The organism is Arthrobacter sp. 179, assembly GCF_052379645.1.
In the GTDB taxonomy this organism is placed as follows: Bacteria; Actinomycetota; Actinomycetes; order Actinomycetales; family Micrococcaceae; genus Arthrobacter_H.
In genome coordinates, this window is the sequence record NZ_JBQSYU010000013.1 from 70,556 (window position 1) to 95,217 (window position 24,662).

The window sequence follows — 24,662 nt, forward strand, 5'->3', positions numbered from 1 at the left end:
GCGCTGACCCCGGGGGAGGGTCAGGACCGGAGCGCCTTGCGACGGCCCCGGGTCTCTGTCAGGAGCGCCTCGACGACCGCCTTCACGCCGGGCGAGCGCAGCGACTCCGTACGGGCCACCGCCGAGTAGGTGATGCCCCGTTCGAAGTCATCGGCCAGGACCGGAACGAACCCCGGGTCCTGGTGGACCACGTAGGAAGGCAGCATGCCGATGCCCCCGCCGGCGCGCACCGCCTGCAGCTGGGCGAAGATGCTGGTGGCCTGGAAGGCCGCCGCCGGGACCGGTAGCCCGGAGGAGCGGTAGTCCAGCTCCGCGACCTGCAGCTCCGAATCGACGTAGGAGACGAAACGGTGCCGGGCCAGGTCCGTCAGGGTCGCCGGTTCTCCGGCGTCGTGCAGGTACGCGGGGCTGGCGAACAACCGGAGGAAGTATCTGGTGAGGACCATGACTTCGGCCCGCGAATCCTCCACCCGCCCGGCGACGACCTCCAGATCGACCCCCGAACGGTTGCGGCTGGCCCGACGGGTGGCACTGAGCAGTTCGACCTTCAGCCGCGGGTGCTCCTGCTGGAGTCGGGCGATCGCCGGTGCGGCGATATAAGCACCGAAGGCATCGGAGGCATGGACGCGCACGACGCCGGACACCTCCTCCCCGCGCTGGCTGACCGCCGATTTGAGCTCCGTCAGGCTCGACTCGATCGATTCCGCGGCCCGGAGCGCATGGTGCCCCAGATCGGTCAGCTCCCACCCGGTGGAGGTCCGATCCAGGGTCCGGCCATCCAGTTGCCGGTCCAGGGCGGCGATGCGGCGGGACACCGTGGTGTGTGTGGTCTCCAGGGCCTCGGCCACCGCGGTGAAGCGACCCAACCGCGCGACCGTCAGCAGGATCAGCAGGTCATCGGGGCTGGGGGATCTGTTCATGGGGGCTCGTATCCATCGGGTATGTGCATATCTGCACAACGCTTATGCCTTTTTGGTGCTTGAGTGCACCGTAGCAGCATGTGATGCTGGTCATGGGCGGGGGACTCTCTCCGCATCACCGCTGACAGGCAGGCAGGCCAACACCGAGCGGGTGCTGACCGAACAGGTCTCGTCAATGTCCGAGACTCTGATGCAGGATGGGACGCAGGGGTTGGACTGTTCGGCGATCGTCCAGCTCGTCGACGGGACCCATCACGACACAACCGGCGATAACGACACATCGACCATCGGAGGCGCAGCATGAGCCAGAACACCACCCCGCCCACCACGAACGGCGCCGCCGGCACCGACCCCCAGGCGGCTGCCCGCGCGGCCACGAACGAGGCCGCCGGCACCTCCGTGGAGGCCTCGCGCTCCACGGGCGCCGACATCCTGGACTGGCCGCAGTGGATCGACGGGGAGCGCGTGGACTCGGTCTCCGGGCAGTGGCGCGACGTCACCAACCCGGCCTTGCGTGAATCGGTCATCGCCCGGGTGCCCGCCTCCACCGTGGACGACGTCGAACGCGTGGTGGGTGCCGCACGCCGGGCATTCGGGGGATGGGCCGCCCAGCACTTCACCAGGCGGGCCCGCCCGCTGGCACTGATCGCCGATGACATCGAGGCGGAGACCGAGGAATTCGCGCGGCTGACCGCCCTGGACACCGGCAATGCGATCCGCACCCAGGCCCGTCCCGAAGTCGCTTCCCTGGTCTCCCTCTTCCGCTACTTCTCCGGCGTGGCCGGCGAATCCAAGGGCACCACCCTGCCCGCAGGCGATGACCAGCTGCAATACACCCGGCGCGAACCGCTGGGGGTCGTCGCCGCGATCCTGCCGTGGAACTCGCCGCTGATGATCGCCGGCTTCAAGATCCCGGCGGCCCTGGCCGCCGGGAACACCGTGATCCTCAAGGCCGCCGACGACGCCCCGCTGACGATCCTGAAACTGGCCGAGGTCTGCAACCGGCACCTGCCCGCCGGTGTGCTCAATGCGCTGACCGGTCGCGGGGCGGTCATCGGCGACGCGCTGGCCAAACATCCGGGGGTGGACAAGGTCTCCTTCACCGGATCCACCGAAGTCGGCCGCGGCGTCGCCGCCCAGGCCGGGGAACGGTTGGCCCACATGTCCATGGAGCTCGGCGGCAAGAACCCCTCGATCGTCTTCCCCGATGCCGTGGACGACCAGCTGGTGGACCAGCTGTTGCTCGCCTCGCGGTTCGCCCGCCAGGGCCAGAGCTGCACGGCCGGATCGCGGCTGTTCATCCACCGGGAGGTGTACGACGAGGTGCTCTCCGAACTGGTGCCGCGACTGGGCGCCATGAAGGTCGGGGACCCGCTGGAGGAAGCCAGCGACATGGGTGCGGTCATCAACGCCAAACAGCATGCCGGGATCACGGGGTACCTCGACGAGGGCCGCTCGATGGGCGGGTTGGAAACGCTCCTGGGCGGCAGCGCCCCCACCGAAGGTGAACTGACCCGTGGTTTCTACCATGTGCCCACCGTCTTCGGCGGGGGACGCAACGACTTCCGGCTGGCCCGTGAAGAGATCTTCGGGCCGGTGCTCATGGCTATCCCCTTCGACACCCGCGAGGAAGTCATCGAAATGGCCAACGACACCCACTTCGGGCTGGCCGCCTATGTCTTCAGCCACGATCTGGACCGCGCCCTGGACACCGCACATTCGCTGCAGGCCGGCTGGGTCCAGGTCAACCAGGGCGGAGGCCAGGTAGTCGGACAGACCTACGGCGGGTATAAGCAGTCGGGCATGGGACGCGAGGTCTCGTTGGAGGGCATGCTCGAAGGCTTCACCCAGACCAAGCAGATCAACGTGAAGCTGCGCCCGTCCAGCACCAGGTCATGAAGACCCCCGAGAAGGCCGCGGCGCCGAGCGGTCCAGGGATCACCGTCGGCGTCGAGGCAGGGGTCGGCACGATCACGCTGGTCAACCCCACCAAGCGCAACGCCCTGACCCGGGGCATGTGCCAGGACATCGCCGCCGCGGCGGCCGATCTGGATGACCGCCCCGATGTGGATGTGGTCGCCGTACGAGGGACCGGGGGAACCTTCAGCGCCGGGGTGTTCATCGGGGAGCTGCGCGACGTCATCCTGGACCAGGACGGCAGGACCGACCACCTCACCGCCGCGGACCAGGCACTCGCCCGGGTCGGCAAGCCGACCATCGCCGTCGTCCAGGGCCACTGCATGGGTGGGGGATGGCAGCTGGCCTCGGCCTGCGATTTCATTTTCGCCTCCACCGACGCCTCCTTCGGGATCACCCCCGCCAAACTGGGGATCATCTACCCGCGGGCCGGCATCGACCGCCTGGTGCGGCTGCTGGGCCCGGCCACGGCGAAATACGTGCTGATGAGCGCCCGGACGTTCGGGGCCCCGCGGGCCCGGGAGATGGGACTGGTCGCCGAGGTCGTACCCGCCGACGGGTTCGAGGACTCCGTCAGGGAGCTGTTCACCGAGCTCACCGCACGGTCGCGGTACTCGATGCACACCACCAAGGAGCTCATCGACCGGGCCACCGACCCGGCCACGGACCCGGCGGAGCTGGCCGGTGCCTGGGAGACGGCCTGGACGGAAATGGCCGCCGGGCCCGATATCGACGAGGGGGTGGCCGCGTTCCTGGAACGCCGGGACCCGGACTTCGGCTGGAGGCCCGGCCGCTGAGCTGTCCCCGGCAGGCAACGCGGGTCGGCCGGATCCAACGCAACACAGCAGGTGCTCATGAAGGAGGGGCCGGCGGATCGAAATCCGCCGGCCCCTGCTTTCATGTAGCCGTTACTTCTTGGTGAAGGTCACGACCTGGGCCTTCTTGCCCGTCTTGTTGTGCAGGTGCAGGAACAAGCCCTCTTCCTGGTTGGCCTTCTTCTTCGCCATCATCCGCTTCTTCGGGAAGGCGTTGGAGTAGTCCTGGACGTGTGCCGTGAGCTTCTGGCCCGGCAGGTCGGCAAAGGCCGTCCCGGTTCCGGCGCCCTCGAACCACAGATCCGGATCGACCGCGTTGTAGGCGATCCAGTCGGTGGTGTCGACCGGGACCTGGGCCCCGGACTCATCGGCGTTGTACTGGCTCCACGTGCTGACCCGGTACTGGACCTGGCCCGAAGAATCCTCGGACACCCCGAGGGCATCCAACGAAACCGGCAGGCTCACGGCACTGGTGTCGAACGTGTTGGAGTCCGTCTCACCGGTCAGGCCGTTGGTCGGCCAGAGGTCGACCTGCTCACCGGTCTTCAGGTCCTGCGTTGCCGCCAGATCGAGATCGAGGCCATCGACGTTGGTGTTGAACGTGACGAAGTCGGGCTTGCCGTCCCCGTTGGTGTCGATTTCCACGTTGATCTCCGTCCCGCCGGCCAGGTGGGCCCAGTTGCCGTAGGTGCTGATACCGAAGTTCAGCAGACCGTCGGAGACCCCGTTGGTCGGGGCATCGGAGGCGGCACCGACATACTGCAGATCCATGGCGCGGGCGCCCGGGATCTCGTCGATGGCCTTGGGCAGCTTCTTGCTGGTGGCACCGAGCTCGAACGCCGAGACCAGGGACAGGACGCGCTCGTCACCGTTGCCGGTGAGCAGGCCCTTGCCCTTGAGCTTCACCGGGGCGGTGACCTTGCCCTTCTTGGTCTTGATGTTGTTGCCCTTCACCCGCATGTTGCTGGACGCCTTGGGCGCGGCTTGGACGGGAACGCGCAGTGCCGGCTGGCCCTTGGCGCGCAGTTCGATGCGACCGGTGGCGTCGGCGAGGTACTGGCGGTTCAGGCCCAGCTGCTGCTTCTCCATGGTCGGATCCATGGTCTTGGCGAACTTCTGGGGCTTGATCGTCAGGGTGACCTTGACCTTCTTGGACTTGCCCGGCTGGATGCTGACCTTATCGGTGCTCAGTGAATACGAAGCGCCGGGGATCGTGGTCGAGGGCACGTAGTCCAGACGGTAGTGCTGGGTCCACTTGGAGGTGTTCTGCACGGTGATCGAGCTGGTCTTCTTGATCTTCTTCTTGCCCATCTCCACGACGCCGAACGAGAGCGTCGTCAGATCCGGGGCATCCGTGGCGAACGCGTAGGCGGGGGTCTTGATCGCCGCATCGGCGATCACCCGACCGGAGCCGACGCGGTTCGGACCAAAGGTCTCGCCGTTATCGGCGGTGACGTCGGCCGTGGCCGTGTTCATCACCATCGACTTGACCTGGTAGGCGCTGTAGTTGCCGGAGCCGGCCACCAGGGCGGCGATGCCCGCGGTCAGCGGGGTGGACATCGAGGTGCCGGTCATCACGGCCGGGCCGTTTCCGGTACCCACGCCTGCCGAGCCGATGAGCGTGCCCGGTGCGGCGACGTCGGGCTTGACGACGCCGTTTGAACCGTGGACCCCGCGAGAGGAGCTGGAGTTCAAGGTGTCCAAGGCACCGGATTCGCCGGAGGCGGTTCCGATGAGGTCCTTGTCGAGCTCGAGCTTCAGCGTGCCGGCTTCGGCGGCCGGACGCAGCTTCTCGGAGTAGTCCTTATTGAGCTGCATGCCCGGGATCTTGTCGTTGCCGGCAATACCGGCGTCGAACACGCTGCGCGGTGAATCCAGGACGACGCCGGCGCCGCCGGCGGCCTCGATGTTGTTGAAGCGTGCTGCCGAACCGCAGGGGAAGTCGCCGTCTTCCTCCCACTGGATCCAGACCCACTTGCCGTCGAAGTCGGTGTCGGCCGGGAAGGCGTCGCAACCGAACTTATTCGAGGGGTCGGCCATGACGACTTCACCGGTGAGCTGCTCCTTGGAGGCATCGGTGTAGTCGAAGCTGGCCGAATACTGTCCGGCGGCGGTGCCGGCCACGTCATCGGGGGTCAGGACGTTGGCCCCGTCGAGGGTGATCTTCGAGCCCACCGTGTTGGCCACGGTCAGCGAGGAGCGGGCGTTGCCCGGTGAGCCGCCGACGTCGGTCACGTCACCGGCGTTGCCGGAGGCGACGACCGAGAGGATCCCCAGTTCCGCCAGTGCATCGACGATGTCGTTCTCCGGATCGTCCACGGGGGAGTGGTCCGAGCCGAGGGACATGTTCACGATCTGGGCGCGGTCGCTGAAGTCGCCGTCGCCGTTGGGGTCCAGGACGTAGTCCAGGGCCTGGCCCACCACGGAGGAGGATCCTCCGCAGCCGAAGACGCGGATGCCCACGAGCTGGGCCTCCGGGGCCGAGCCGGGGCCGATCTTCATCGAGGAGACGCCCTTGGCATCGAGCGTGGAGTAGTCCCCGTCGAACGTCCCGCCCTCGGCGTCCACCCCGTAGCCGGCGGCACTGCCGGAAACGTGGGTGCCGTGCCCTGCCGCCTGGCAGTCCAGCGGGTTGGCGTCCGGCTTCGGGACTGGCTGGTAGGTCGGGGAGGAGGGATCGGCGTTGTAGTCGTCACCGACCAGGTCCCAACCGCCGATGAACTTATCCGGATCGATCAGCCCCGAGTCGGGGCCGGGCAGGTCGTCGGAGGCCTGTGCCTTCTTATAGGCCTCCACGGTGCCGGGACCACCGAAGTCCGCATGCGTGTAGTCGACGCCGGTGTCGAGCACGGCGATGGTGACCCCGTCGCCGGTCTGGTCCAGACCCGACCAGGCGTTGAGTGCCTTGGTGTCGATGACCGAGCCCTTGTTGGTCGGGGACTTCGGCACGATCGCGGTGATCTTCACGACGTCGGAACGTTTGGACAGGGCGCGCAGGGCGTCGGCGTCCCCGCGCAGGGCGACGCCGGGAAGGGCGTTCGTGGTGGTGTAGACGACCTTCGATTTGGAGGCCTTCGCCGCGGAGGCACCCTGCGACTCGATGTTCTTGCGGATCTGCTTGACCTTGGTCTTGTTCTTGACCGGGGCCGACTTGCTGCGGGCCACGTTCGAGGGCTGGGTGGCCGCGAAGGCGCCTTCGCCACTGAACTGGACGTAGGCGGTGACCTCGCCCTTCTTGCTGACCATGGGCCCTGAAACCTTCAGGTCCTGCAGCGTTTTGATGTCCTGTTGATCCAATGAGGAACCCCCGAAGGCCTCTGCTTGGCTTCCGGGGGTTGAATTGATGTCTTTCGGTGCGGCATTGGCGGGAACCGACATGGTGGCGGCCAGGGCCAAGCCTGAGACCGCAGCCACGACGGAACGGGCCAGCCGTGGCCGATGCGAGTGATTCATGATGCTCCTTGTAACCGATTGGGCGGTTTCGGGGCACCGATGGGGCTGTTACCCCGGAGCGCCCCACGCCATAGCCTAAGTGAGTGTCGTCACAAGTCAAGGAGTTGCTTTAGAGTTTCCATCGCGCCGGAACGGCGCTGTTGGCGCGGTTTTGGTGTCAAAAAAGAGCGGGTGCGCGAGCGGCTCGGGCAGGCCCTTGCTGCTACCGGATGGTAGTCGGGGCGGGGCTATGACACCCCAGATCTCGGCAGGTCGGCACTGGAGGGTCCGAGGGCTGGTCGCCGCAAACTTTCAATGAGTCGGTGTCACGAAACCACACGAAGTGTGGACTTCCGCGGAAAGTGTTCACTGGAGGGACCTCGAGGACCGGTGCGGCCGCCAAAAAAGTCGTGGCGACGACCCCTCGATGAGGTGTCGTCGCCACGACCGTGCCGCGGGGCCGGTCAGGCGGTGATGCCTCCCTGCCAGAGGGCGTCGAACGGCGCGTGGGAGGCCATCCGGTGTTCGATACCTGCGGTGACGAAGGTCTTGGCGGCCCGGGCGGCTTCCAGCGGGGTGGCCCCCTTGGCCAGCTCGGCGGTGACGGCGGCAGCCAGCGAGCATCCGGCACCGGAAACGGCGACTTCGCCGATCTTGGGGGTGGACAGGACCTCGGTGGTCGTCCCGTCGTGGAATACGTCGACGGCGTCGCTGCCGGCCAGGCGGATTCCGCCCTTGGCCAGGACCGCGGCACCACTGGCCTCGTGGATGATGCGGGCGGCACGCTCGAGGTCCTCGACGCTGTCGATGGTGATGCCCGACAGGGATTCGGCCTCGAAATGGTTCGGGGTCACGAAGGTGGCCAGCGGCAGCAACGTGGATTTCAGTGCCTGGTCGGTATCCAGGGCATGTCCGGGCTCCTGGCCCTTGCAGATCAAGACGGGATCGAGCACGACGTTCTTCCACTGCTGGGCCCGCAGTGCGGTCGCGACCGTGTCGATCGTGGTCGGGCTGCCCATCATGCCCAGCTTCACCGTATCGAGCTGACCGGAATAGCAGGTCTGGATGGCCTCGAGCTGGTCGGCGATCACCTGGGGCTCCACGGGAACGAAACGGTGATCCCACCCCTGTTTCGGGTCGAAGGAGACGATGCAGGTCAGGGCCGTGATCCCGAAGGTTCCCAGCTGCTGGAAGGTCTTCAGGTCGGCCTGTGCCCCTGCCCCGCCGGTGGCTTCGGAACCGGCGATGGTCAGCGTGATGGCCGGGGAGGAATGCTGTTGCGTGGAAGTCATGCTCTCATTTTAGGGTGTTTCGTCGCGTTGCACGTTGCGGACGACCCCGATCACGTCATCGATGATGTGCCGGACCACCGGAAGCCTGGACAGAACGGCCAGGCGGGCCATCAGGGCCGCCGCATTCGCGGCCAGCCGGCGACTGCGATCGGCGTCGGGCGAGGAATCGTAGGCCCAGAAGATGATCAGGCCGCGTTGGACCAACCAGAGCAGCTCGGGCAGGTCGTCGCGGATCGCCAGGGGCGGTCGGGGCAGTGATGCGGCGACCGCCTGGCGCCACAGGGCGAACTCCTTGGCCCGGGTGACACCCGCCGTGGTGGTGGTGTCGGGGCTCATCGCCGCGCGGATCAACACGGAACCGAAATCGTGGAACGGGGCCACCGCGTCCAAGGCCGCATCCAGCACGATCCGGATGTTGTCCTGCAGGTTGTTGCCCGACAGCAGTAGTGGGCGGGCGGCACGCAACTGTTCATCGATCAGCCCGCGGGCCAGCTCCTGGACCAGATCCTCCTTGGAGGAGAAGTGGTAGTAGGCGTTGCCCGGGGAGACCCCGGCTTCCGCCGCGATGGCACGCATCGTGGTGCGGTGGAAGCCGTCGCGCGAGAACAATGCGAGGGCGGCTGTCTGGATCCGGGCCCGGGTGAGGGCTGATTTATGGGTCTTCGGTTCCATCGTTGCCTCGTCATCGCCGGGATCAAGCCCACCATAGCAAGTTTTGAACATGTTCAAAATATATTTCGTCCACGGCTTGCGACCGGAATCCCGGGCCGGCCGTGGACATGGGAGAATGGGAGGCGTCAAGTGCTAATACAGCGGGCGGCGGACCCGGGGCGACCCGGAGCACCCTGCCTGGCGAACCACTTCCAGAAGGGGAACCACCTCATGCCCGCCACCTCCGGCGACTCCGTCAACACCATGCCCACCGAACCGACGACGGGACGCGCCCGCCAGGCCGTCTTCGCCTCCGCCGGAAGCCCCTACTTCTCGGCCGTGCTGGCCCTGATGGCCGTGGTGGTCATCCTGTCCAACATCGGCGCGACCAAGGGGGTGAGTTTCGGACCGATCATCACCGACGGGGGTTTCTTCCTCTTCCCGCTGGCGTACATCCTCGGCGACGTCGTCAGCGAGGTCTATGGCTTCAAGGCGGCCCGTCGGGCGATCATCATCACCTTCCTGCTGGCGGCGTTCGCGACCTTCTGCTTCTGGGTGATCATCATGTTGCCCGCCGCGGATTTCTACCACGGTCAACAGGAGCTGGAACGGACCCTGGGCCCGGTCTGGCGGATCGTGGCCGCCTCGCTGTGCGGGTTCCTGGTCGGCCAGACCCTGAACTCATATGTCCTGGTGAAGATGAAGGACCGCTTCGGGGAAAAGGGGCTGGTGGGACGGCTGATGGGCTCCACCGGGGTGGGGGAATTCGCCGACACCCTGATCTTCTGCTCGATCGCCGCCTCGGTGATCGGCATCGCCGACGCCGGACAGTTCATCAACTACGTCCTGGTGGGGTTCGTCTACAAGACGGGGGTGGAGTTCCTCTTTGTGCCGATCACCACGCTGGTGATCCGCTGGTTCAAGCGCCACGAACCCACCTACGGCCAGAGCCGGAGCTGAGACGGGGGCCGGTACGCTGGGCGGTATGGATACGCAGGACGCCCCATTGCTGACCGCCCGGGAACTGGTCGCCGGTTACGGCGAATTCGAAGTCTGCGGACCCCTGGATCTGGTGTTCGACCGGGGAGACGCCCTGGGGATCGTCGGGCTGAATGCCGCGGGGAAGTCCACCCTGTTGCGCACCCTCATCGGCCGTCAGCCCCCACTGGCCGGTACGGCCTCGGTGCTGGGGGTCTTCACCGACGACACCTCCCACATCCACCGCCGGATGATCTCCGCGGTCTTCGACGAGGACGCGTTCTTCGATTCGCTCACCGTGGAGGAACACCTGCAGCTCATCGCCTCGGGGCACGAGGTCCCCGACGGGCAGGAAGCCGTGGAGCGGGAACTGGAATTCTTCGAACTCACCACGGCCCGCCACGCCCTGCCCGGGGCCCTGTCCTCGGGCCAACGCCGCCGCCTGCTGCTGGCCGCCGGGATGATCCGGCCCAGCGAACTACTGGTCCTGGACGAGCCGGAACAACGACTGGACCCGCCGATGCGCGCGAAACTCGCGGTGAGGTTGCGGGCCCGGATCGACGATGGCGGGGCGGTCCTGCTGGTCACCCACGACGCCATCCTGCTCACCACGGTGGTGGACCATTGCCTGATCGTCGACGAGGGACTGCGTTTCGCCACCGCAGCCGAAGGCGCCGCGGCCATCGGCGGAGCATGAGCGTCCACGCCTCCGGGGCGGGACGGTCCCTTCCAGCATGGGTCCCCGGGGGCCCACCCTCGGACTTCGACCCGGTCGCGGCCACCCACCGGCTGCGCCGGGATCGCCGTCGGGCGCAGCGGCCCGACCGCTGGAGCGATTTCTACATCACCTTCTTCGGGGCCGTCATCCTGTTGGCCTACCTCTCCGGCGTCGTCCAATTCCTGGCCCAGGGCATGCGCGCATCGGCCGCCGGATCCCTGGTCCGCGAGGGCATCGCCGTCGTCCCGGGGGCCGACGCCGGCTCGGCCCTGCTGCTGCTGGCCCTGCTGGGGGTGGCGTCCCTGCTGAGCCGGATGGGGCCGGTGGCCGTGGACCGGGCCCAGGGCCTGTGGTGGTTCTCGCTGCCGGTGGACCGGGTGCCGATGCTCGCCCGGCAGCTGCGGAACCGGTTGGTCTGGGTCTTCATCGTCGGCGCCGTGCTCTGGCTGCCGTTGGGCCTCTCCGCCGGAACCGCCTCATACAACGGATTCAGCGGCCCGCCGCTGGGCGAACTGGCCGCCGGCAGCTTCACGCTGGGCGCCGAATTCGTGTTGGTCGGACTCCTGGTGGCGGCCGGCCAGATCCTGCATCTGCGCCCGATGGTCGGCAGGGGGCTCCGGGTCCTGGGCGGCCTGATCGTCCTAGCCTACGCCGTGGACGCGATCCTCCGGGCCGCCGGAACGGCCAGGTTGCTGACCCCGGGGATCTGGGCGGGCCTGCCCTCGGCGTGGCCATCCACGGGGAACTGGGCCATCCCCGCGGCCCTGCTGCTGGTGGCCCTGGTGGGCTGGGCGGTGGTGCGTCCGTTGCTGGGGCGGATCCCCACCTCGGAGCTGCTCGAGGCCGGTGGAATCAGCGGACACGCGGGGAACTCACTGGCCCTGCTCGACGCCCGGTCGCTGCTGGGCTCCTTTGCCCACGGCCCCCGCCGGCGCAGCCATGTCCGTGATCCCTGGCCCCGGATGATCCCCGCACGCTTCACCGGCGCCCCGGTGGGGGCCCTGCTGCGGGCCGAAGCGCTGGTCCTGCTGCGCACCGGTCCGGTGTGGGGCCGGCTGGTGATCAGTCTGGCCCTGCTGGCCGGGGCCGTCACCGCCCGCGGCGGGGGCACCGCCGTCGTACTATGCGTGGCCATCGCGGTATCGGCGACCCTGGCCGGGCAGGCCGCCGGGGTGGCGGCGGCCGAGGCGGCCCGGGTGCCGGGGCTGGACGCCCTGCTGCCCCTGGATGCGAAGTCCGCGCGCAAGGCCCACGGGTTGCTTCCGGCGATCGTCTTGAGCGCCTGGGGCGCACTGGCCGGGGCCATCCTGGGGTGGGCGCTGGTCGGACCGGGCGCGCCGGGACAATGGATCCTGCTGATCGGAATCGGGGTGTTCTGCGGGATCGGCGTGGCCGGAGGATCCCTGCGGCTGGCCTACCGGCCCGAACTGGATTGGGATGCGGTGTTGCAACGCCAGATGTTCGGCCGCGGCGCCCTGCCGCTCATCGGCCATGCCGTCCACGGGCCGGAACTGATGCTGATCGCCGTCGTCCCGTGGGCCCTGGCGGTGCTGGGGGCAGCGATTCCCGCCGTGCTGCTGGTGCTCACGGTGGGCCTCGGGGTGGGCGCTTGGTTCGCCGGGACGTACCGCCCCCGGCCTGCCTAGAGGCCCTGCGGGTCGGGGGCGCCAGCGTAATAGGCGGCCAGCGTGGACTCCTTCAACGCGGCGAAGGTACCGTCTTCGATCGCCTCACGGGCCCGGTCCACCATCGAGACCACGAAGTATTCGTTGTGGATCGAGATCAGCGTGTGGCTGACCAGTTCCTTCGCCTTGAACAGGTGATGGATGTAGGCGCGGGAATAATGCGTGCACGTGTAGCAGCGGCAGCCTTCCTGCAGCGGGGTGAAATCGGCGCGGTAGCGGCGTCCCGAGAGGTTGAACCGGCCGTGGGCCGTGTAGAACGCCGAGTTGCGGGCCACCCGGGTGGGGGAGACGCAGTCGAAGGTGTCGGCACCGTTCTCGATGGCCGTGAAGAGGTCATCGGGCTCCGAAATGCCCAACAGGTGCCGTGGCTTGTCCTCGGGCAGTTCCTCCGAACACCAGCCGACGATGGTGCCCAGGTTCTCCTTCTCCAGGGCCCCGCCGATGCCGAAGCCATCAAAGGGCATGTCCCCGAGATCCCGGCAGGCCTTGCGCCGCAGATCCTCATACTGGGCGCCCTGGATGACCCCGAAGAGCGCCTGGTAGGGCTTGGGGAAACGTTCGTCGGTGAGCCGGAAGTGCTCGATGATGCAGCGTTCGGCCCAGCGTCGGGTCCGCTCCAGGGATTCGACCTGGTAGCCCCGCGAATTATGCAGGGTCGTCAGCTCGTCGAAGGCGAACATGATGTCCGCGCCGATCCGGTGCTGCACGCCCATGGAGATCTCCGGGGAGAAGCGGTGCCGGTCCCCGTTGAGGTGGGATTTGAACCAGACCCCGTCCTCGTCGACATTGGCCAGGCGTTCCTTGCCGGGGGCCACGGTGTCGTCGCCCCCTGCGGCGGCGGCACCTTCCATGTCGATGACCTTCTTGAACCCCGAGCCCAGGCTCATCACCTGGAAGCCCCCCGAATCGGTGAACGTGGGTCCGGGCCAGTTCATGAACGCCCCCAGCCCGCCGGCGGCGTCGAGGAGGTCCGAGCCCGGCTGCAGATACAGGTGGTAGGCGTTGGCCAGTACGGCCTGGGCCCCCAGCTCGGCCACGGCTTCGGGCAGCACGGCCTTCACGGTGGCCTTGGTCCCCACGGCGATGAACGCCGGGGTGCGGATGTCCCCGTGCGGGGTGCGAATGGTGCCGGTGCGTCCCAGCGAGGCGGATCCGTCGGCGTGGGTCAGCCGGGTGCCGACCTCGAAGGAGAACGCGTCCTGGCGTGGATGCGGGGCCACGGCGATCGCGGGGTCCGACGCCGGGGCCTCGGGGGCGGAGGCGGCGGTCGTCACGTCAGGAGGGGAATCGGTTTCAGACACCCCACCATTTTGCCCCATGCCGACGGGACGTTGTGACGAACGCGCCAGCGATGACCCCGCGACCGCGGGCCGGCGGGTCATAGGGTGGATGCAGACACCAACCCAGGAGAGCAGTGGACGACTCATTGACGCTGCGTCGACTGCTGACGCTGGGACCCGGCGACAAGGACCCGTGGATCGGGGTGCGCTGCGGTCTGGGAGTGTTCCTGCCATTGGCTGTGCTGTTGGGCCTGGGCCGGCTGGACCTGGCGATCTTCGCGATCTTCGGGGCCTTCACCGGGATCTTCGGACGCGTTCCCGGCCACCGCGACCGGCTGCGCTCGCAGGCCAGCGCCGGGGTGCTGTTCGTGGTGCTCATCGGTGCCGCCTGGGCGGTGAACGTGCTCCTGGTCGACCATGATTCCCCGGCCGGGGGATGGGTGATCGTGGGGCTGACGACCCTGGTGGCCTGGGCGTGTTCGCTGGCCACCGGATTCGCCCAATTGCGGCCCGCCGGCTCCCTGTTCCACATCTTCTGCTTTGCCGCGATCGCCTCCATCCCCGAGATCCCCGGGCTCGGGATGGTCCTGGTCACCGCGATCGCCACGGTGACGTCGTGCGTGCTCCTCGGACAGCTTGGACGCGTCTCCGCCGGACGGCGGACCCCGTGGAACGTCGGCGGGCTGCGGCCGCAGAGCCCCGCGGTCCAGCTGGCCATCAAGGTGGAATCCATCGGGTACCTCGTGGCCGCGGGGCTGGCCGGGACGGTCGCCCTGCTGGTGGCCCCGGTGCTGGGCACCGGCCACCCCTACTGGGCGATGGTCGCCGCCGTCGTCCCCCTCGTGGGACACACCACCCGCCACCGCATCGCCCGCGGGCTGCACCGCGTGTTGGGCACGCTCACCGGGTTGGGCGTCATGGCACTGATCATCCTGGCCGAACCGAGCCCGTGGATGATCATCCTCTTCCTCGGCCTGGCCCAGTTCGGCGCGGAAATGCTCATCACACGGAACTACTTCTGGGCGCAGGTCTGCGTCACCCCGCTCGCCCTGGTCGGCATCTCGCTGGTGGCGGGCATGAGCACGCAACTGCTCTACGACCGGATCCTGGAAACGGTCATCGGCTCGGTCATCGGGGTGGCCGTCGCCCTGGCAGGCTCGGCACTGCGCCGACGCCTGCCCTTCGCTGCGCCCGTCGGCTGAACCGGGTCAGTCGGGGGCGTCGGCGTCGTCGGCCGCCTGCGCGGCCTCCTGCTGTCCCGGTCCGTCGATGGAGCGCAAGGTCTCCAATTCGTTGTCGACCATGCGCTGGAGCTCCTCGCGGGTCAGCGCCCGCGACCCGCCGTGTGCCAGCAGATACAGCAGCGCGTCGAGCCGCTCGATCCGCCAGGAGCGGATGGCCACCAAGTCACCGGCGGCGGTGGCCCGGTGGATTTCGCGGTCGAAGAGGTTCGGCTCGTCGAGTTGGCGTTGGCGCAGCTCGGCCGTGAGCTTGTCCTTCAGCGGGTCCTCCTCGATGTGGTCGGTGACCCGCAACGATTCCGAATACCGGTGGGAGGCCTCGGAGTCCCCGTCGGTGGCGGCGAGGTAGGCGGCAATCGCCAGAGCCGACTGGATGGACTTCCACCGCCCGAAGTTCCCGTCGAAGGGAAGTTCCGTCAACACGCCCAGGGCCCGCCACACATTCGGCTGGTCGTCGAGCTCGACGAAGAGCAGATGGGCCAGATCGCGGACGTCCTCCAGCTGGGCCCCGGATTTCGGGTTGAAACCGCGGCTGAGCTTGGCGATGGGGGCCAGCACCCGCTGGTCCCACGGATATTCGCGGGCGATGGAGATCAGGATGGCCTCGGGCGAGCCGTCCTCCACGGGGATCACCGTCAATTCATCCAGGGTGGCCTCCGGCGGTGGTTCCACGGTGTGGACGCGGATGGTCGAGCCATGGGCGATGGTGACCTTCTGGCCGTTGTCCAGCGTGGCTTCGATGTAGGCCGGGGTGCCGAAGCTGTCCGGAACGGTCCGGACGCCGGTCACCGGCAGGCTCGGGGACCCCGTACGGGTGATGAACCGGTTTCCCGGAGCCACTTTTTCGGCGCGAACGGCCCGGATGTAGTCATGCTGCAAGGTCACTACCTACTCGCACCAGCCCGCATGGGCCAGCGCCTGTCGAAGGATGTTGGCGCGGCCACCGGCGAATTCGTCACGGATGGAGGGGCTCAGGGCCTCGCTCGGGGTCAGCCAGGTCAATTCGAGGGCGTCCTGGCGGGGACTGCATTCGCCCCGGACGGGGATGACATAGGCCAGGGCCACGGCATGCTGGCGTTCGTCGGTCAGCCCGGTTTCCGAGGGGGAGGGGAAGTACTCGGCGACGGTGAAGGGCACGGGGCTCAACGGCAGTTGCGGCATCGCCAGCGGGCCGAGGTCCTTCTCCATGTGGCGCACCAGGGCGGCGCGGATGGTCTCGCGGTACATGACCCGACCCGAGACGAAGGTGCGGGTGAAGTGCCCTGCGGCGTCGGCGGTGTAGAGCAGACCGACCTCGTTGACATAGCCCAGCGGGTCCAAGCGGACCGGAATCGCTTCGACGTAGAGCATGGGCAGGCGTTGCCGGGCCTCATAGAGGTCTTCTTCAGAGAGCCAGCCGGGATTGGGGTCCGGGGTACGAACGTTCATACCCCCATGTTTATCGCATCCACCCCGACACTTCACGCCCCCATTCCGGGACGTGACGGATTGACGGAAAAGGGCTGTGGGGTGGATCACTGGTCAAACTGCCGGGTCACGTGATGGTTTATCGTGGTTCGGAACCCTCGATCACTTCTTCGGGCCTTCACCCCACCACCGATGCACCCGGCGGCGCCGACCGGCGCGGCCGATCAACCAGAGGACCCCCTGTGCTTTCCGAAGACTCCCCGCTGGACCCGGGACACTCCGACCCCGCTGGCTCCACCGTCGTCCGCGATGACCGGCTGGACCCCGCCGCGAAGATGACCATCGGTGTGCTGCTCGTCTCGGCCTTCGTGGTCATCCTCAACGAAACGATCATGAACGTGGCGCTGCCCCGGCTGATGGTCGCCTTCGATGTGAGCGCCGACGCCGTGCAGTGGCTGGCCACCGCGTTCATGCTGACCACCGCGGTGGTCATCCCCACCACGGGCTACCTCTTGCAGCGTTTCTCGCTGCGCACCGTCTTCACCCTGGCCATGGGGTTGTTTTCCGCGGGGACCCTGCTGGCCAGCTGTGCCCCGGGCTTCGAGGTCCTGTTGGGGGCCCGGGTGATCCAGGCCAGCGGCACCGCGATCATGCTCCCGCTGCTGATGACCACCGTCCTGGACCTGGTGCCGGCCGCCCGTCGCGGGATGGTGATGGGCAATGTGTCGATCGTGATCTCGGTCGCCCCGGCCATCGGGCCCACCATCTCCGGGCTGATCCTGCAGTACCTGTCCTGGCGGTTCATGTTCCTGATCGTGTTGCCGATCGCCCTGGTCGCCCTCATCGCCGGGGCCCGTCGGCTGCCCCGGGAGGCAGTGGCCGGTTCCATGCCGCTGTCCATCCCCTCCCTGCTGCTGGCCGTTCCCGGCTTCGGCGGGCTGGTCTACGGGTTGAGCCGGATCGGTGGCGGCAGCGAAGGGGCCGGGCAGGGCCCGGAAGTCGGCGCCCTGGTGGCGCTCGCGGTCTCCTTCGTCTCGCTGGCTGCGTTCACGGTGCTGCAACTGCGTCTGCAGCGCAGCGACACGGCACTGCTGGATCTGCGGCCCTTCACCTACCGGAACTTCACGCTCGCCCTGTCCCTGATGGTCCTGGCCATGGTGTCGCTGTTCGGGGTGATCATCCTGCTGCCGATCTACCTACAGAACGTGAGGGACGTGGACACCCTGGGCACCGGGCTGTTGATGCTCCCCGGCGGGCTGCTCATGGGCCTGCTGGCGCCCCTGGTGGGCCGGATGTACGACAAGGTCGGTCCGCGCCCCCTGCTGATCCCGGGGACGGCACTGCTCTCGGTGGTCATGTTCGCCTTCTCCAGACTGGCCTCCGACACCCCGATCTGGTGGGTGCTGACGTTGTATCTGGGCATGTCGCTGAGCTTTGCCTTCATCTTCACCCCGGCCTTCACCACGGCCCTGAACCCGTTGCCGCATCGCCTGCACTCGCATGGCTCCGCGGTGCTCAGTACCCTGCAGCAGCTCGGTGGGGCGGCGGGAACCGCCCTGTTGGTCGGCATCCTGGCCTCGCGGACGGCCACCTCGGCCCTGGCCGGTGCCACCGGGATCGAGGCGCAGGTGACCGGATTCCGCAGCGGGTTCTTCGTCGCGGCGATCCTCAGCCTGTCCCTGGTGGTACTCAGTCTGTTCCTCGATGGTCGGGACCGGGACGGGGCCTCCGAGTAGGGTCGGGCCCCCCGGACTCCTCCAGCCCCGCGGCTAGTCGGCGATCCGGTGGTAGCCGTAGAGATCCTGCTGGGCTTCGTTGATCCAGATCGGCTCCCCTCCATCGGGGTTGCCCACCAGCACGGTGCGTCCATAGGACTCGTCGATCAGACTCGCGTCCAATCCCGCCTCCCGCAGCCGGGTGTGCAGGGCCTCGGCATCGCCGTCGTACCCGAAGCTGAGCGTGGCAAAGGCCCGGGGGCCCGAATGGGTGGCGACCAGCCCGCCGTTCTTGGCCTGGAACTGGACCCAGCCGCCGCTGTCGCTGGCGATGCGGGGACGCGCGCCGATATGGCGCAGGGTCTCGGCGGGACCCTGCGGCTCGGGGGTCATCCACAGCACGAGCACCTGGACGTCGGGGTCGGCCGCTGCCGGTTCGGGGCGGGAGGCCTGGACGGTGACGGGGAAGGCGAGGCCATCGGGGCCGGTGACGGTGGCTGTGCTGCCGTGGGCTTCCTCGGTGACCTCCACCGGGGTTCCCGCAGCGCGGGTGCGCCGGGCGAATTCCTCCAGATCGCCGACCTCGAAGGACAGCAGCGTGGTCCCTGCCGGGTGATCGGCGTCGGTGGCGTGCAGCCGGACACGGCCGGACGCGGCGTCGAACTCATGCCAGCCGTCGGTGTCGACGGCGTGGGCCAGGCCGAGGGCCTCGAGCAGGGTGGTCCAGGGACCGATGTGGTCGGTGAACCGGATGGGGGCCAGGCGCAGCATTAGTTCTTCTCCTTCAGGTGTCCGGTCAGGGCCTCGGCGACATAGGCCGAGAGGGAGGTCTCGGCGTCGATGGCCGCGTGCTTGATCTCCCGCACCAGTCCGGCGGGCAGGTAGACGTTGAATTGGACCTTCCGGTCCGGATCCGGGGTGGCTTCAGTGGGCATGATTAGGATGCTAGCAAAGTAGTTTGCTTGCGCATAGACCCTGGTGGCCGATTCTGCTGGTCCTGCCTCGGAAGGGCGGGGAATTCACGGGCCTGACCCGGGCCGCGAACGACTCAACGGGACCAACCGTTACGCGCTGTACCATCGGATCCGCACGCTCAATGACAGGAATCCAAGCCCCGCGAGATCGCCCGGTTCATCGCCAGGCCCGAACGCGGCGAAGCCTCCCACGCCCACCCCGGATTCAGCGAGATGCCCACGCGGGGACACACCCCTTGACGGCGACCGCCAAACGCGCAATGGTTCAGCTACGGCGGTTCATGCACGGTGGCCCGAGCTGCCCGCCGCGTCAGTGAACGACGGCCGATAGAGGTGGCGTCATGGGTACGGTTCCCGCGAGTGCACGAGTAGTGGTGATCGGCGCCGGAATCGTGGGCAATTCCATCGTCCACCACCTGGCCCGCCTGGGGTGGCGGGATATCGTCCAGCTCGATAAGGGACCGATGCCGAATCCGGGCGGGTCCACCGGGCATGCCTCGAACTTCTTGTTCCCGGTGGACCATTCACGCGAAATCACCGATCTGACGGCCGACAGCATCCGCCAGTACAAGGAAATGGGCGTTTTCACCCAATCCGGCGGATTCGAGGTCGCGCGCACCGCCGAACGGATGCAGGAGCTCCACCGGCGTCTGACCTCGGCCCGGGCCTGGGGCATTGAATCGGAGATGGTCACCCCGGAAGCCGTGGTCGACCGCGTGCCTTATCTCGAGCCCTCGATCATCCGCGGGGCCTTCTGGACCCCCGGGGTCGGGGTCGTCGACTCCCAGGGGGCGGGCACCTTGATGCGGGAGGCGGCCCTGGGGCTCGGGGCGCTGCAGGTCTGCCCCACGGTCGAGGTGACCGGCATGGAGGTCGAGGACGGGCGAATCCGCCGGGTGCACACGGACGCCGGAACCATCGAGGCCGATACCGTCGTCATCGCCTGCGGTGTCTGGTCGCCGAAACTGGCCAGGATGGCCGGGGCCTCCATTCCCCTGAGCCCCACGGTGCACCAGATGATCAGCGTCGGACCGGTTCCGCAGTTCGCCGACACCAGCGGTGAGATCTCCTTCCCGATCATCCGTGACATGGACACCGGATGCTACGAACGCCAGCACGGCGGTGATCTGGAGATCGGCTCCTACGCACACCGGCCCATCCTGCACGACGCCGAAGACATCCCCTCCATCGCCCAGTCCAAGCTTTCACCCACCGAAATGCCGTTCACGGAAGACGACTTCGACCGACAACTGGAACAGGCCCTGGAGCTGATGCCCGACATCCTGGGCAACCCCCAGGTGGAGATCAGGTATGCCATCAACGGGCTGCTCTCACTGACCCCCGACGGCGGCCCGCTGCTGGGGGAGACCCCCGAGGTGGCCGGGCTGTGGTCCGCGGCGGCCGTATGGATCAAGGAAGGCCCCGGCGTCGGACGGATGATCGCCGAATGGATGACCACCGGAACCCCCGAATACGATACGCACGCCGCCGACATCGCCCGCTTCCATCCGCACCAACGCACGCGCACCCATGTGAAGGCCCGTGTCGAGGAGGGCTTCCACAAGACCTACGGCATCGTGCACCCGTCCGAGCAGTGGCTGAGCAACCGCGGGGTCCGCCTGGCCCCGATGCACCAGGCCGAAGTGGAGCTCGGAGCCACCTTCTTCGAGGCCGCCGGCTGGGAGCGGCCGCAATGGTACGCCTCGAATGCGCCACTGCTGGCCGAATACGGCGACGCGGTCATGGACCGGACCGCCGAATGGGATTCGCGGTGGTGGTCACCGATCATCAATGCCGAACACCTGGCGATGCGGGAGCGGGCCGGGATGGTGGATCTCTCCGCCTTCGCCATCTTCGACGTGCTCGGCCCGGGGGCACTCGCCACGGTGCAGCGGGTCGCGGTGGCCCAGATGGACGTGGACACCGGACGGGTCATCTACACCCCGGTGCTGGACGCGCGCGGAGGTTTCCGCTCCGACCTGACGATCATGCGCCTGGGGGAGGAACACTTCCGGGTGGTCACCGGGGGCGGCAGCGGGAACATCGACCGTAAGTGGTTCTCCGACCGGCGGGTGGATCCGGCCACCACCCAAGTGGTCGACCGCACCTCCGAACTGACCACCATCGGCCTCTGGGGCCCGCGGGCCAGGGACGTCCTGGGCCGGATCACCGACTCCGATATTTCAGCGGAGGGCTTCAGGTTCGCCCGCTGCCGGCCCCTGGAAGCCGGCCCCCTGGAGGTCCACGCCTCGAGGATCTCCTACGTCGGGGAACTGGGGTGGGAGCTGTATGTGCCGATGGAGCAAGGGGCCCGGCTCTGGTCGCTGCTGGCCGAGGCCGGCCGGGAGGATGGCCTGGTGCCGGTGGGCAACGGGGTCTACGGGACCACCGGACGGTTGGAGAAGGGCTACCGGGCGTTCGGTGCGGAACTGGACGCGGAGCGGACCATCGTGGAGACCGGAATGATGCGGCCGCGGGTGAAGGCCCAGGACTTCATCGGCCGCGACGCCTATCTGCGCCAACGCTCCCAGGACCCGGCGCGCATCCTGTGCACGTTGCAAGTGGACGATCACCGGGACGAGGCGGGGGTGCGCCGCTACATGCTCGGCGGTGAAGCGGTCACCGGTCCCGAGGGGGAACCGCTGATCGACGCGCACGGGCGCGGGGCCTATGTCACCTCGGCGGGATCGGCGCCATCGCTGGGCGTGCATCTGCTGATGAGCTTCCTTCCCCCGGCGCAAGCGCGGGTGGGAACCCGGCTGGCCGTGGACTACCTGGGCCGTTCCTATCCGGTCAGCGTGGTCGCCACCGATGCGACCGCCGTCTTCGACCCCGAGAACCTCAGAATCAGGAGCTGAAAATGGTCAATCTGCTGGTCTGCATCAAAAGGGTCCCGGAAATCGCCGGGGAGATCCTCTTGAGCCAGGATGGGCACAGCATCGACGCCCGCCATGTCGGCCATACGCTGAGCGAACACGACGAATGCGCGATCGAGCTCGCCGTCGGGCTGGCGGGGGACACCGGCGGTGAAGTACGGGTGCTCAGCCTCGGTACCGCGGAGGCGGCCGAACAACTGCGGTACGCGGTGGCGCTGGGGGCCGGTGCAGCCACCCTGATCACCGCGGACCCCGAATCCTACGGGCCGGCCGATGTGGCGGCCGCGATCGCCGCGGAGGTCCGCGCCTCGCCGGCCGCCTACGATTTGATCCTCGTCGGCAACGACGCCGCCGATACCGGTGACTTCCAGGTCGGCGTCCGGCTGGGATTCGCCCTGGGCCGGCCGGTCCTCACCGGGATCAACACCGCGGAGATCCACGGATCCTCGGTGCTGGCCCGGGGCGCCGGGCCGCAGGGCACCGACGTGTTCGAGGTCCCCCTGCCCGCGGTGATGGCCGTGCAGGAGGGGGGAGTGGAGCCGCGCTACCCCTCGATCCGCGGCCGCCTCAAGGCCAAGCGACTGAGCATCGACCGCAAGGACCCCCTGATCGAGCCGATCGGCTCCGGCCGGGTGAAGCTGACGCTGCCCCCGACGAAACCCAGTACGGTCCAGATCCTGGGTGAGGGGCCCGATGCGGTCCCGGCACTGGTCGAGATCCTGGCCAGCAGCGGGGTGTTGAACCGATGATTCTGGTCCTCGTGGAAACCGGCAGCGACGGAGCCACCCCCACCTCGCTGGAGACCCTGACCTTTGCGCGGGAACTGGCCGGCCGGCTCGGTGGCGAAACCGTCGAGGCACTGATCATTGGTCCCCTGGGGGCCGGGGAGGCCTCGGCCGGAGGCCCCGAAGCGCAGGAACGGGTGAAGGAGAAGTTGTCGGCCCAACTGGCCGAACAGGGAGTGGACTCCATCCACCATGCCGCCGGCGAACGGCTGGAACGCTATGGCGCCAGCGGCTGGGCGACCGCCCTCGGAGCGGTGCCGGCCGCCTACGTGCTGGCTGCGGGAACCCCGCGCGGCAGCGAGGTCCTGGCCCATGTGGCCGCCCGGGCAGGGGCGATGATGGCGGCCAACGTCGTGGGGATCGTCGATACCGAACCATTGGTCCTCTCGCGCCAGGTGATGGGTGGGGGCGTCTTCGAGCACATGCGGCTCGACGGTGCACCCCGGGTCCTCACCGTCGCCGGGCATGCCGTGGACCCGGTGGCGGCCGATGACGCCTCGGCTCCCGTCTGGCACGAATTCGAGCCCGAACTCTCCGACGCCGATCTGGTCACCGCCGTCGTCCGGGTCGAAACCGGCGCCCCCGATGCCACCTCGACGTTGACCGGGGCGCGGGTGGTGGTCGGGGCCGGCCGCGGCGTGGGCAGCGCGGATGGCTTCGATGACCTGCTTCAGCTGCGGGACCAGCTCGGCGCCGCCCTGGGGGCCTCCCGGGTGGTGACCAGCCTCGGCTGGCGCCCCCACCATGAACAGATCGGGCAGACCGGCAGCAGGATCTCCCCGGAGGTCTATCTCGCCTGCGGCATCAGCGGCGCCGTCCAGCACTGGGCTGGCTGCCAATCGGCGAAGATGATCGTGGCCATCAACACCGACCCCGATGCGCCCATGGTCACCCAGGCCGACTACGCCATCATCGGGGACCTGCACCAGGTGGTACCGGCCCTGACCGCCGCACTACGGCGGCGGGAGTCGTCCGGGGGATGATGGGCGGACCCGGTGACCCCATGGAGCCGGGGCGAAGGTGAGGCAGAGGAGCGCAATGAGAACACCGGCCCAGCGGCCTGTTTCGGGTTTCAGGCAGTCCAAATGGTTCAAACTGGTCTGGATCTGCCCCCTCGTGGTCGTGGCGCTCGCCGCCGCCGTCCTCGGGGCCAGATGGTATCTGGGCAGCTCCGCCGGACAGGGGTTCCTCGCCGAGTATCCGGGCCAGCCCCCGGCCACCACGGATACCGCCGACGGTTTCCCCTGGTGGCTGCAATGGCAGCACTTCTTCAACTTCTTCCTGATCATCCTGATCATCCGCGCCGGGTGGATGGTGCGTACCGAACGGACCCCGGAAGCCTATTGGACCCGCACGGTGGGGCCCCGCAACCGGCAGAATCCACCGGCCAAGATGAGCATCTACCTGTGGCTGCACTACAGCCTGGGCAGCTTATGGATCCTGAACGGGGTGGTCTTCTACGTCCTGGTCTTCTCCACCGGGCATTGGAAACGGATCATCCCGACGGGGTGGGATGTCTTCCCCCAGGCCATCTCGGCGGGGCTGCAGTATCTGTCGCTGGAGTGGCCGATGGAATCGGCCTGGCAGAACTACAACGGCATCCAGCTGCTCGCCTACTTCGTCACCATCTTCGTGGCCGCGCCGCTGGCGGTGGTGACCGGGGTGCGGATGTCCTCGCTGTGGTCCACCCAGTGGAAGATCAACCGCTATTATCCGGTCCTGCTGGCGCGGATCATCCACCTGCCGGTGATGTTCTACTTCGTCGTGTTCATCTTCGTGCACGTCGTCCTGGTCTTCACCACCGGCATGCGCCGGAACCTCAACTACATGTACAGCGGCCAGGGCCCCGATGTGGTCAATTGGGTGGGGTTCTGGATCTTCGTGGTCGCGGCGATCGTCGTGGTGGCCGGCTGGATCGCCGCCCGGCCGCTGTTCCTGCAGCCGGTCGCCCAGCTCACCGGCAAGGTCACCCGCCG

Annotated in this window: 21 protein-coding genes; 12 read left to right on the top strand and 9 right to left on the bottom strand. The window is 68.0% G+C overall.

The window, feature by feature from the left end:
- Positions 1-20: 20 nt before the first annotated feature.
- The gene (locus ACT3UE_RS09635) at positions 21-920 is read right to left on the bottom strand and encodes a LysR family transcriptional regulator (protein ID WP_444566629.1); all 900 of its coding nucleotides are present in this window, start codon (positions 918-920) and stop codon (positions 21-23) included.
- A 175-nt stretch (positions 921-1,095) separates the two neighbouring features.
- Between ACT3UE_RS09635 and ACT3UE_RS09640 the strand changes: the two genes are divergently transcribed.
- The 3 genes from ACT3UE_RS09640 to ACT3UE_RS09650 are packed head-to-tail and all read left to right on the top strand — an operon-like array spanning position 1,096 to position 3,634.
- Entirely contained in the window at positions 1,096-1,224 is a 129-nt protein-coding gene (locus tag ACT3UE_RS09640) for a hypothetical protein (RefSeq protein WP_443384065.1), read from the top strand.
- On the top strand, positions 1,221-2,819 hold the full coding sequence (locus tag ACT3UE_RS09645) for an aldehyde dehydrogenase family protein (RefSeq protein ID WP_444566630.1): 1,599 nt from the start codon (positions 1,221-1,223) through the stop codon (positions 2,817-2,819). The genes ACT3UE_RS09640 and ACT3UE_RS09645 overlap by 4 nt, the downstream gene beginning before the upstream one ends.
- Positions 2,816-3,634, top strand: a complete 819-nt coding sequence (locus ACT3UE_RS09650) for an enoyl-CoA hydratase/isomerase family protein (RefSeq protein WP_444566631.1) — start codon at positions 2,816-2,818, stop codon at positions 3,632-3,634. The genes ACT3UE_RS09645 and ACT3UE_RS09650 overlap by 4 nt, the downstream gene beginning before the upstream one ends.
- Positions 3,635-3,745: 111 nt before the next feature.
- On the opposite strand, the gene ACT3UE_RS09655 is transcribed toward ACT3UE_RS09650, so the two are convergent.
- From ACT3UE_RS09655 to ACT3UE_RS09665, 3 genes are all read right to left on the bottom strand, one after another.
- Positions 3,746-7,105 (bottom strand): S8 family serine peptidase, encoded by a 3,360-nt coding sequence (locus ACT3UE_RS09655; RefSeq protein WP_444554193.1) that lies wholly within the window; start codon positions 7,103-7,105, stop codon positions 3,746-3,748.
- Positions 7,106-7,548: 443 nt separating this feature from the next.
- Complete coding sequence (locus ACT3UE_RS09660; RefSeq protein WP_443384286.1) at positions 7,549-8,376, bottom strand: hydroxymethylpyrimidine/phosphomethylpyrimidine kinase; 828 nt, start codon at positions 8,374-8,376, stop codon at positions 7,549-7,551.
- Between the two features lie 9 nt (positions 8,377-8,385).
- Positions 8,386-9,099, bottom strand: a complete 714-nt coding sequence (locus tag ACT3UE_RS09665) for a TetR/AcrR family transcriptional regulator (protein WP_443384287.1) — start codon at positions 9,097-9,099, stop codon at positions 8,386-8,388.
- A 159-nt stretch (positions 9,100-9,258) separates the two neighbouring features.
- Here ACT3UE_RS09665 and ACT3UE_RS09670 point away from each other — a divergent pair, with 159 nt between their 5' ends.
- From ACT3UE_RS09670 to ACT3UE_RS09680, 3 genes are read left to right on the top strand one after another with little or no spacing between them, the layout of a single operon-like run.
- Positions 9,259-9,987: a queuosine precursor transporter gene (locus tag ACT3UE_RS09670; RefSeq protein WP_443384288.1), complete on the top strand. Its 729-nt coding sequence runs from the start codon at positions 9,259-9,261 to the stop codon at positions 9,985-9,987.
- A gap of 25 nt (positions 9,988-10,012) precedes the next feature.
- The gene (locus ACT3UE_RS09675) at positions 10,013-10,702 is read left to right on the top strand and encodes an ABC transporter ATP-binding protein (protein WP_443384289.1); all 690 of its coding nucleotides are present in this window, start codon (positions 10,013-10,015) and stop codon (positions 10,700-10,702) included.
- Complete coding sequence (locus ACT3UE_RS09680) at positions 10,699-12,369, top strand: DUF6297 family protein (RefSeq protein ID WP_444554192.1); 1,671 nt, start codon at positions 10,699-10,701, stop codon at positions 12,367-12,369. Before ACT3UE_RS09675 ends, ACT3UE_RS09680 begins: the two co-directional genes overlap by 4 nt.
- Here the strand turns inward: ACT3UE_RS09680 and tgt are convergent.
- Entirely contained in the window at positions 12,366-13,682 is a 1,317-nt protein-coding gene (tgt, locus tag ACT3UE_RS09685; protein WP_444554216.1) for a tRNA guanosine(34) transglycosylase Tgt, read from the bottom strand. The two genes, ACT3UE_RS09680 and tgt, sit on opposite strands and share 4 nt — an antisense overlap.
- 140 nt (positions 13,683-13,822) lie before the next feature.
- Here tgt and ACT3UE_RS09690 point away from each other — a divergent pair, with 140 nt between their 5' ends.
- Positions 13,823-14,890 carry an FUSC family protein gene (locus tag ACT3UE_RS09690; RefSeq protein ID WP_443382923.1) on the top strand — a complete coding sequence of 356 codons (1,068 nt, stop codon included), beginning with the start codon at positions 13,823-13,825 and terminating at the stop codon, positions 14,888-14,890.
- A gap of 6 nt (positions 14,891-14,896) precedes the next feature.
- Here ACT3UE_RS09690 and ACT3UE_RS09695 read toward each other — a convergent pair whose 3' ends face one another.
- Both ACT3UE_RS09695 and ACT3UE_RS09700 read right to left on the bottom strand, forming a co-directional pair.
- Positions 14,897-15,814 carry a DUF6707 family protein gene (locus tag ACT3UE_RS09695; protein ID WP_443382925.1) on the bottom strand — a complete coding sequence of 306 codons (918 nt, stop codon included), beginning with the start codon at positions 15,812-15,814 and terminating at the stop codon, positions 14,897-14,899.
- A gap of 3 nt (positions 15,815-15,817) precedes the next feature.
- Positions 15,818-16,357, bottom strand: a complete 540-nt coding sequence (locus ACT3UE_RS09700) for an NUDIX hydrolase family protein (RefSeq protein WP_443382927.1) — start codon at positions 16,355-16,357, stop codon at positions 15,818-15,820.
- 221 nt (positions 16,358-16,578) lie between these two features.
- On the opposite strand from ACT3UE_RS09700, the gene ACT3UE_RS09705 reads away from it, so the two are divergent.
- A complete protein-coding gene (locus tag ACT3UE_RS09705; RefSeq protein WP_443382930.1) occupies positions 16,579-18,072 on the top strand; it encodes an MDR family MFS transporter in 1,494 nt (497 codons plus the stop codon).
- Between the two features lie 33 nt (positions 18,073-18,105).
- Here ACT3UE_RS09705 and ACT3UE_RS09710 read toward each other — a convergent pair whose 3' ends face one another.
- Both ACT3UE_RS09710 and ACT3UE_RS09715 read right to left on the bottom strand, forming a co-directional pair.
- The gene (locus ACT3UE_RS09710) at positions 18,106-18,822 is read right to left on the bottom strand and encodes a VOC family protein (protein ID WP_443382932.1); all 717 of its coding nucleotides are present in this window, start codon (positions 18,820-18,822) and stop codon (positions 18,106-18,108) included.
- Entirely contained in the window at positions 18,822-18,986 is a 165-nt protein-coding gene (locus tag ACT3UE_RS09715) for a CopG family transcriptional regulator (RefSeq protein WP_443382934.1), read from the bottom strand. Before ACT3UE_RS09715 ends, ACT3UE_RS09710 begins: the two co-directional genes overlap by 1 nt.
- Before the next feature lie 380 nt (positions 18,987-19,366).
- On the opposite strand from ACT3UE_RS09715, the gene ACT3UE_RS09720 reads away from it, so the two are divergent.
- The 4 genes from ACT3UE_RS09720 to ACT3UE_RS09735 form a co-directional block, all read left to right on the top strand.
- The gene (locus tag ACT3UE_RS09720) at positions 19,367-21,883 is read left to right on the top strand and encodes a GcvT family protein (protein ID WP_443382937.1); all 2,517 of its coding nucleotides are present in this window, start codon (positions 19,367-19,369) and stop codon (positions 21,881-21,883) included.
- Between the two features lie 2 nt (positions 21,884-21,885).
- A complete protein-coding gene (locus tag ACT3UE_RS09725; protein WP_444561333.1) occupies positions 21,886-22,650 on the top strand; it encodes an electron transfer flavoprotein subunit beta/FixA family protein in 765 nt (254 codons plus the stop codon).
- An 11-nt stretch (positions 22,651-22,661) separates the two neighbouring features.
- The gene (locus ACT3UE_RS09730) at positions 22,662-23,669 is read left to right on the top strand and encodes an electron transfer flavoprotein subunit alpha/FixB family protein (RefSeq protein WP_444561334.1); all 1,008 of its coding nucleotides are present in this window, start codon (positions 22,662-22,664) and stop codon (positions 23,667-23,669) included.
- A 55-nt stretch (positions 23,670-23,724) separates the two neighbouring features.
- The coding region (locus ACT3UE_RS09735; protein WP_444566632.1) for a cytochrome b/b6 domain-containing protein at positions 23,725-24,662 on the top strand (938 nt) is incomplete at its 3' end.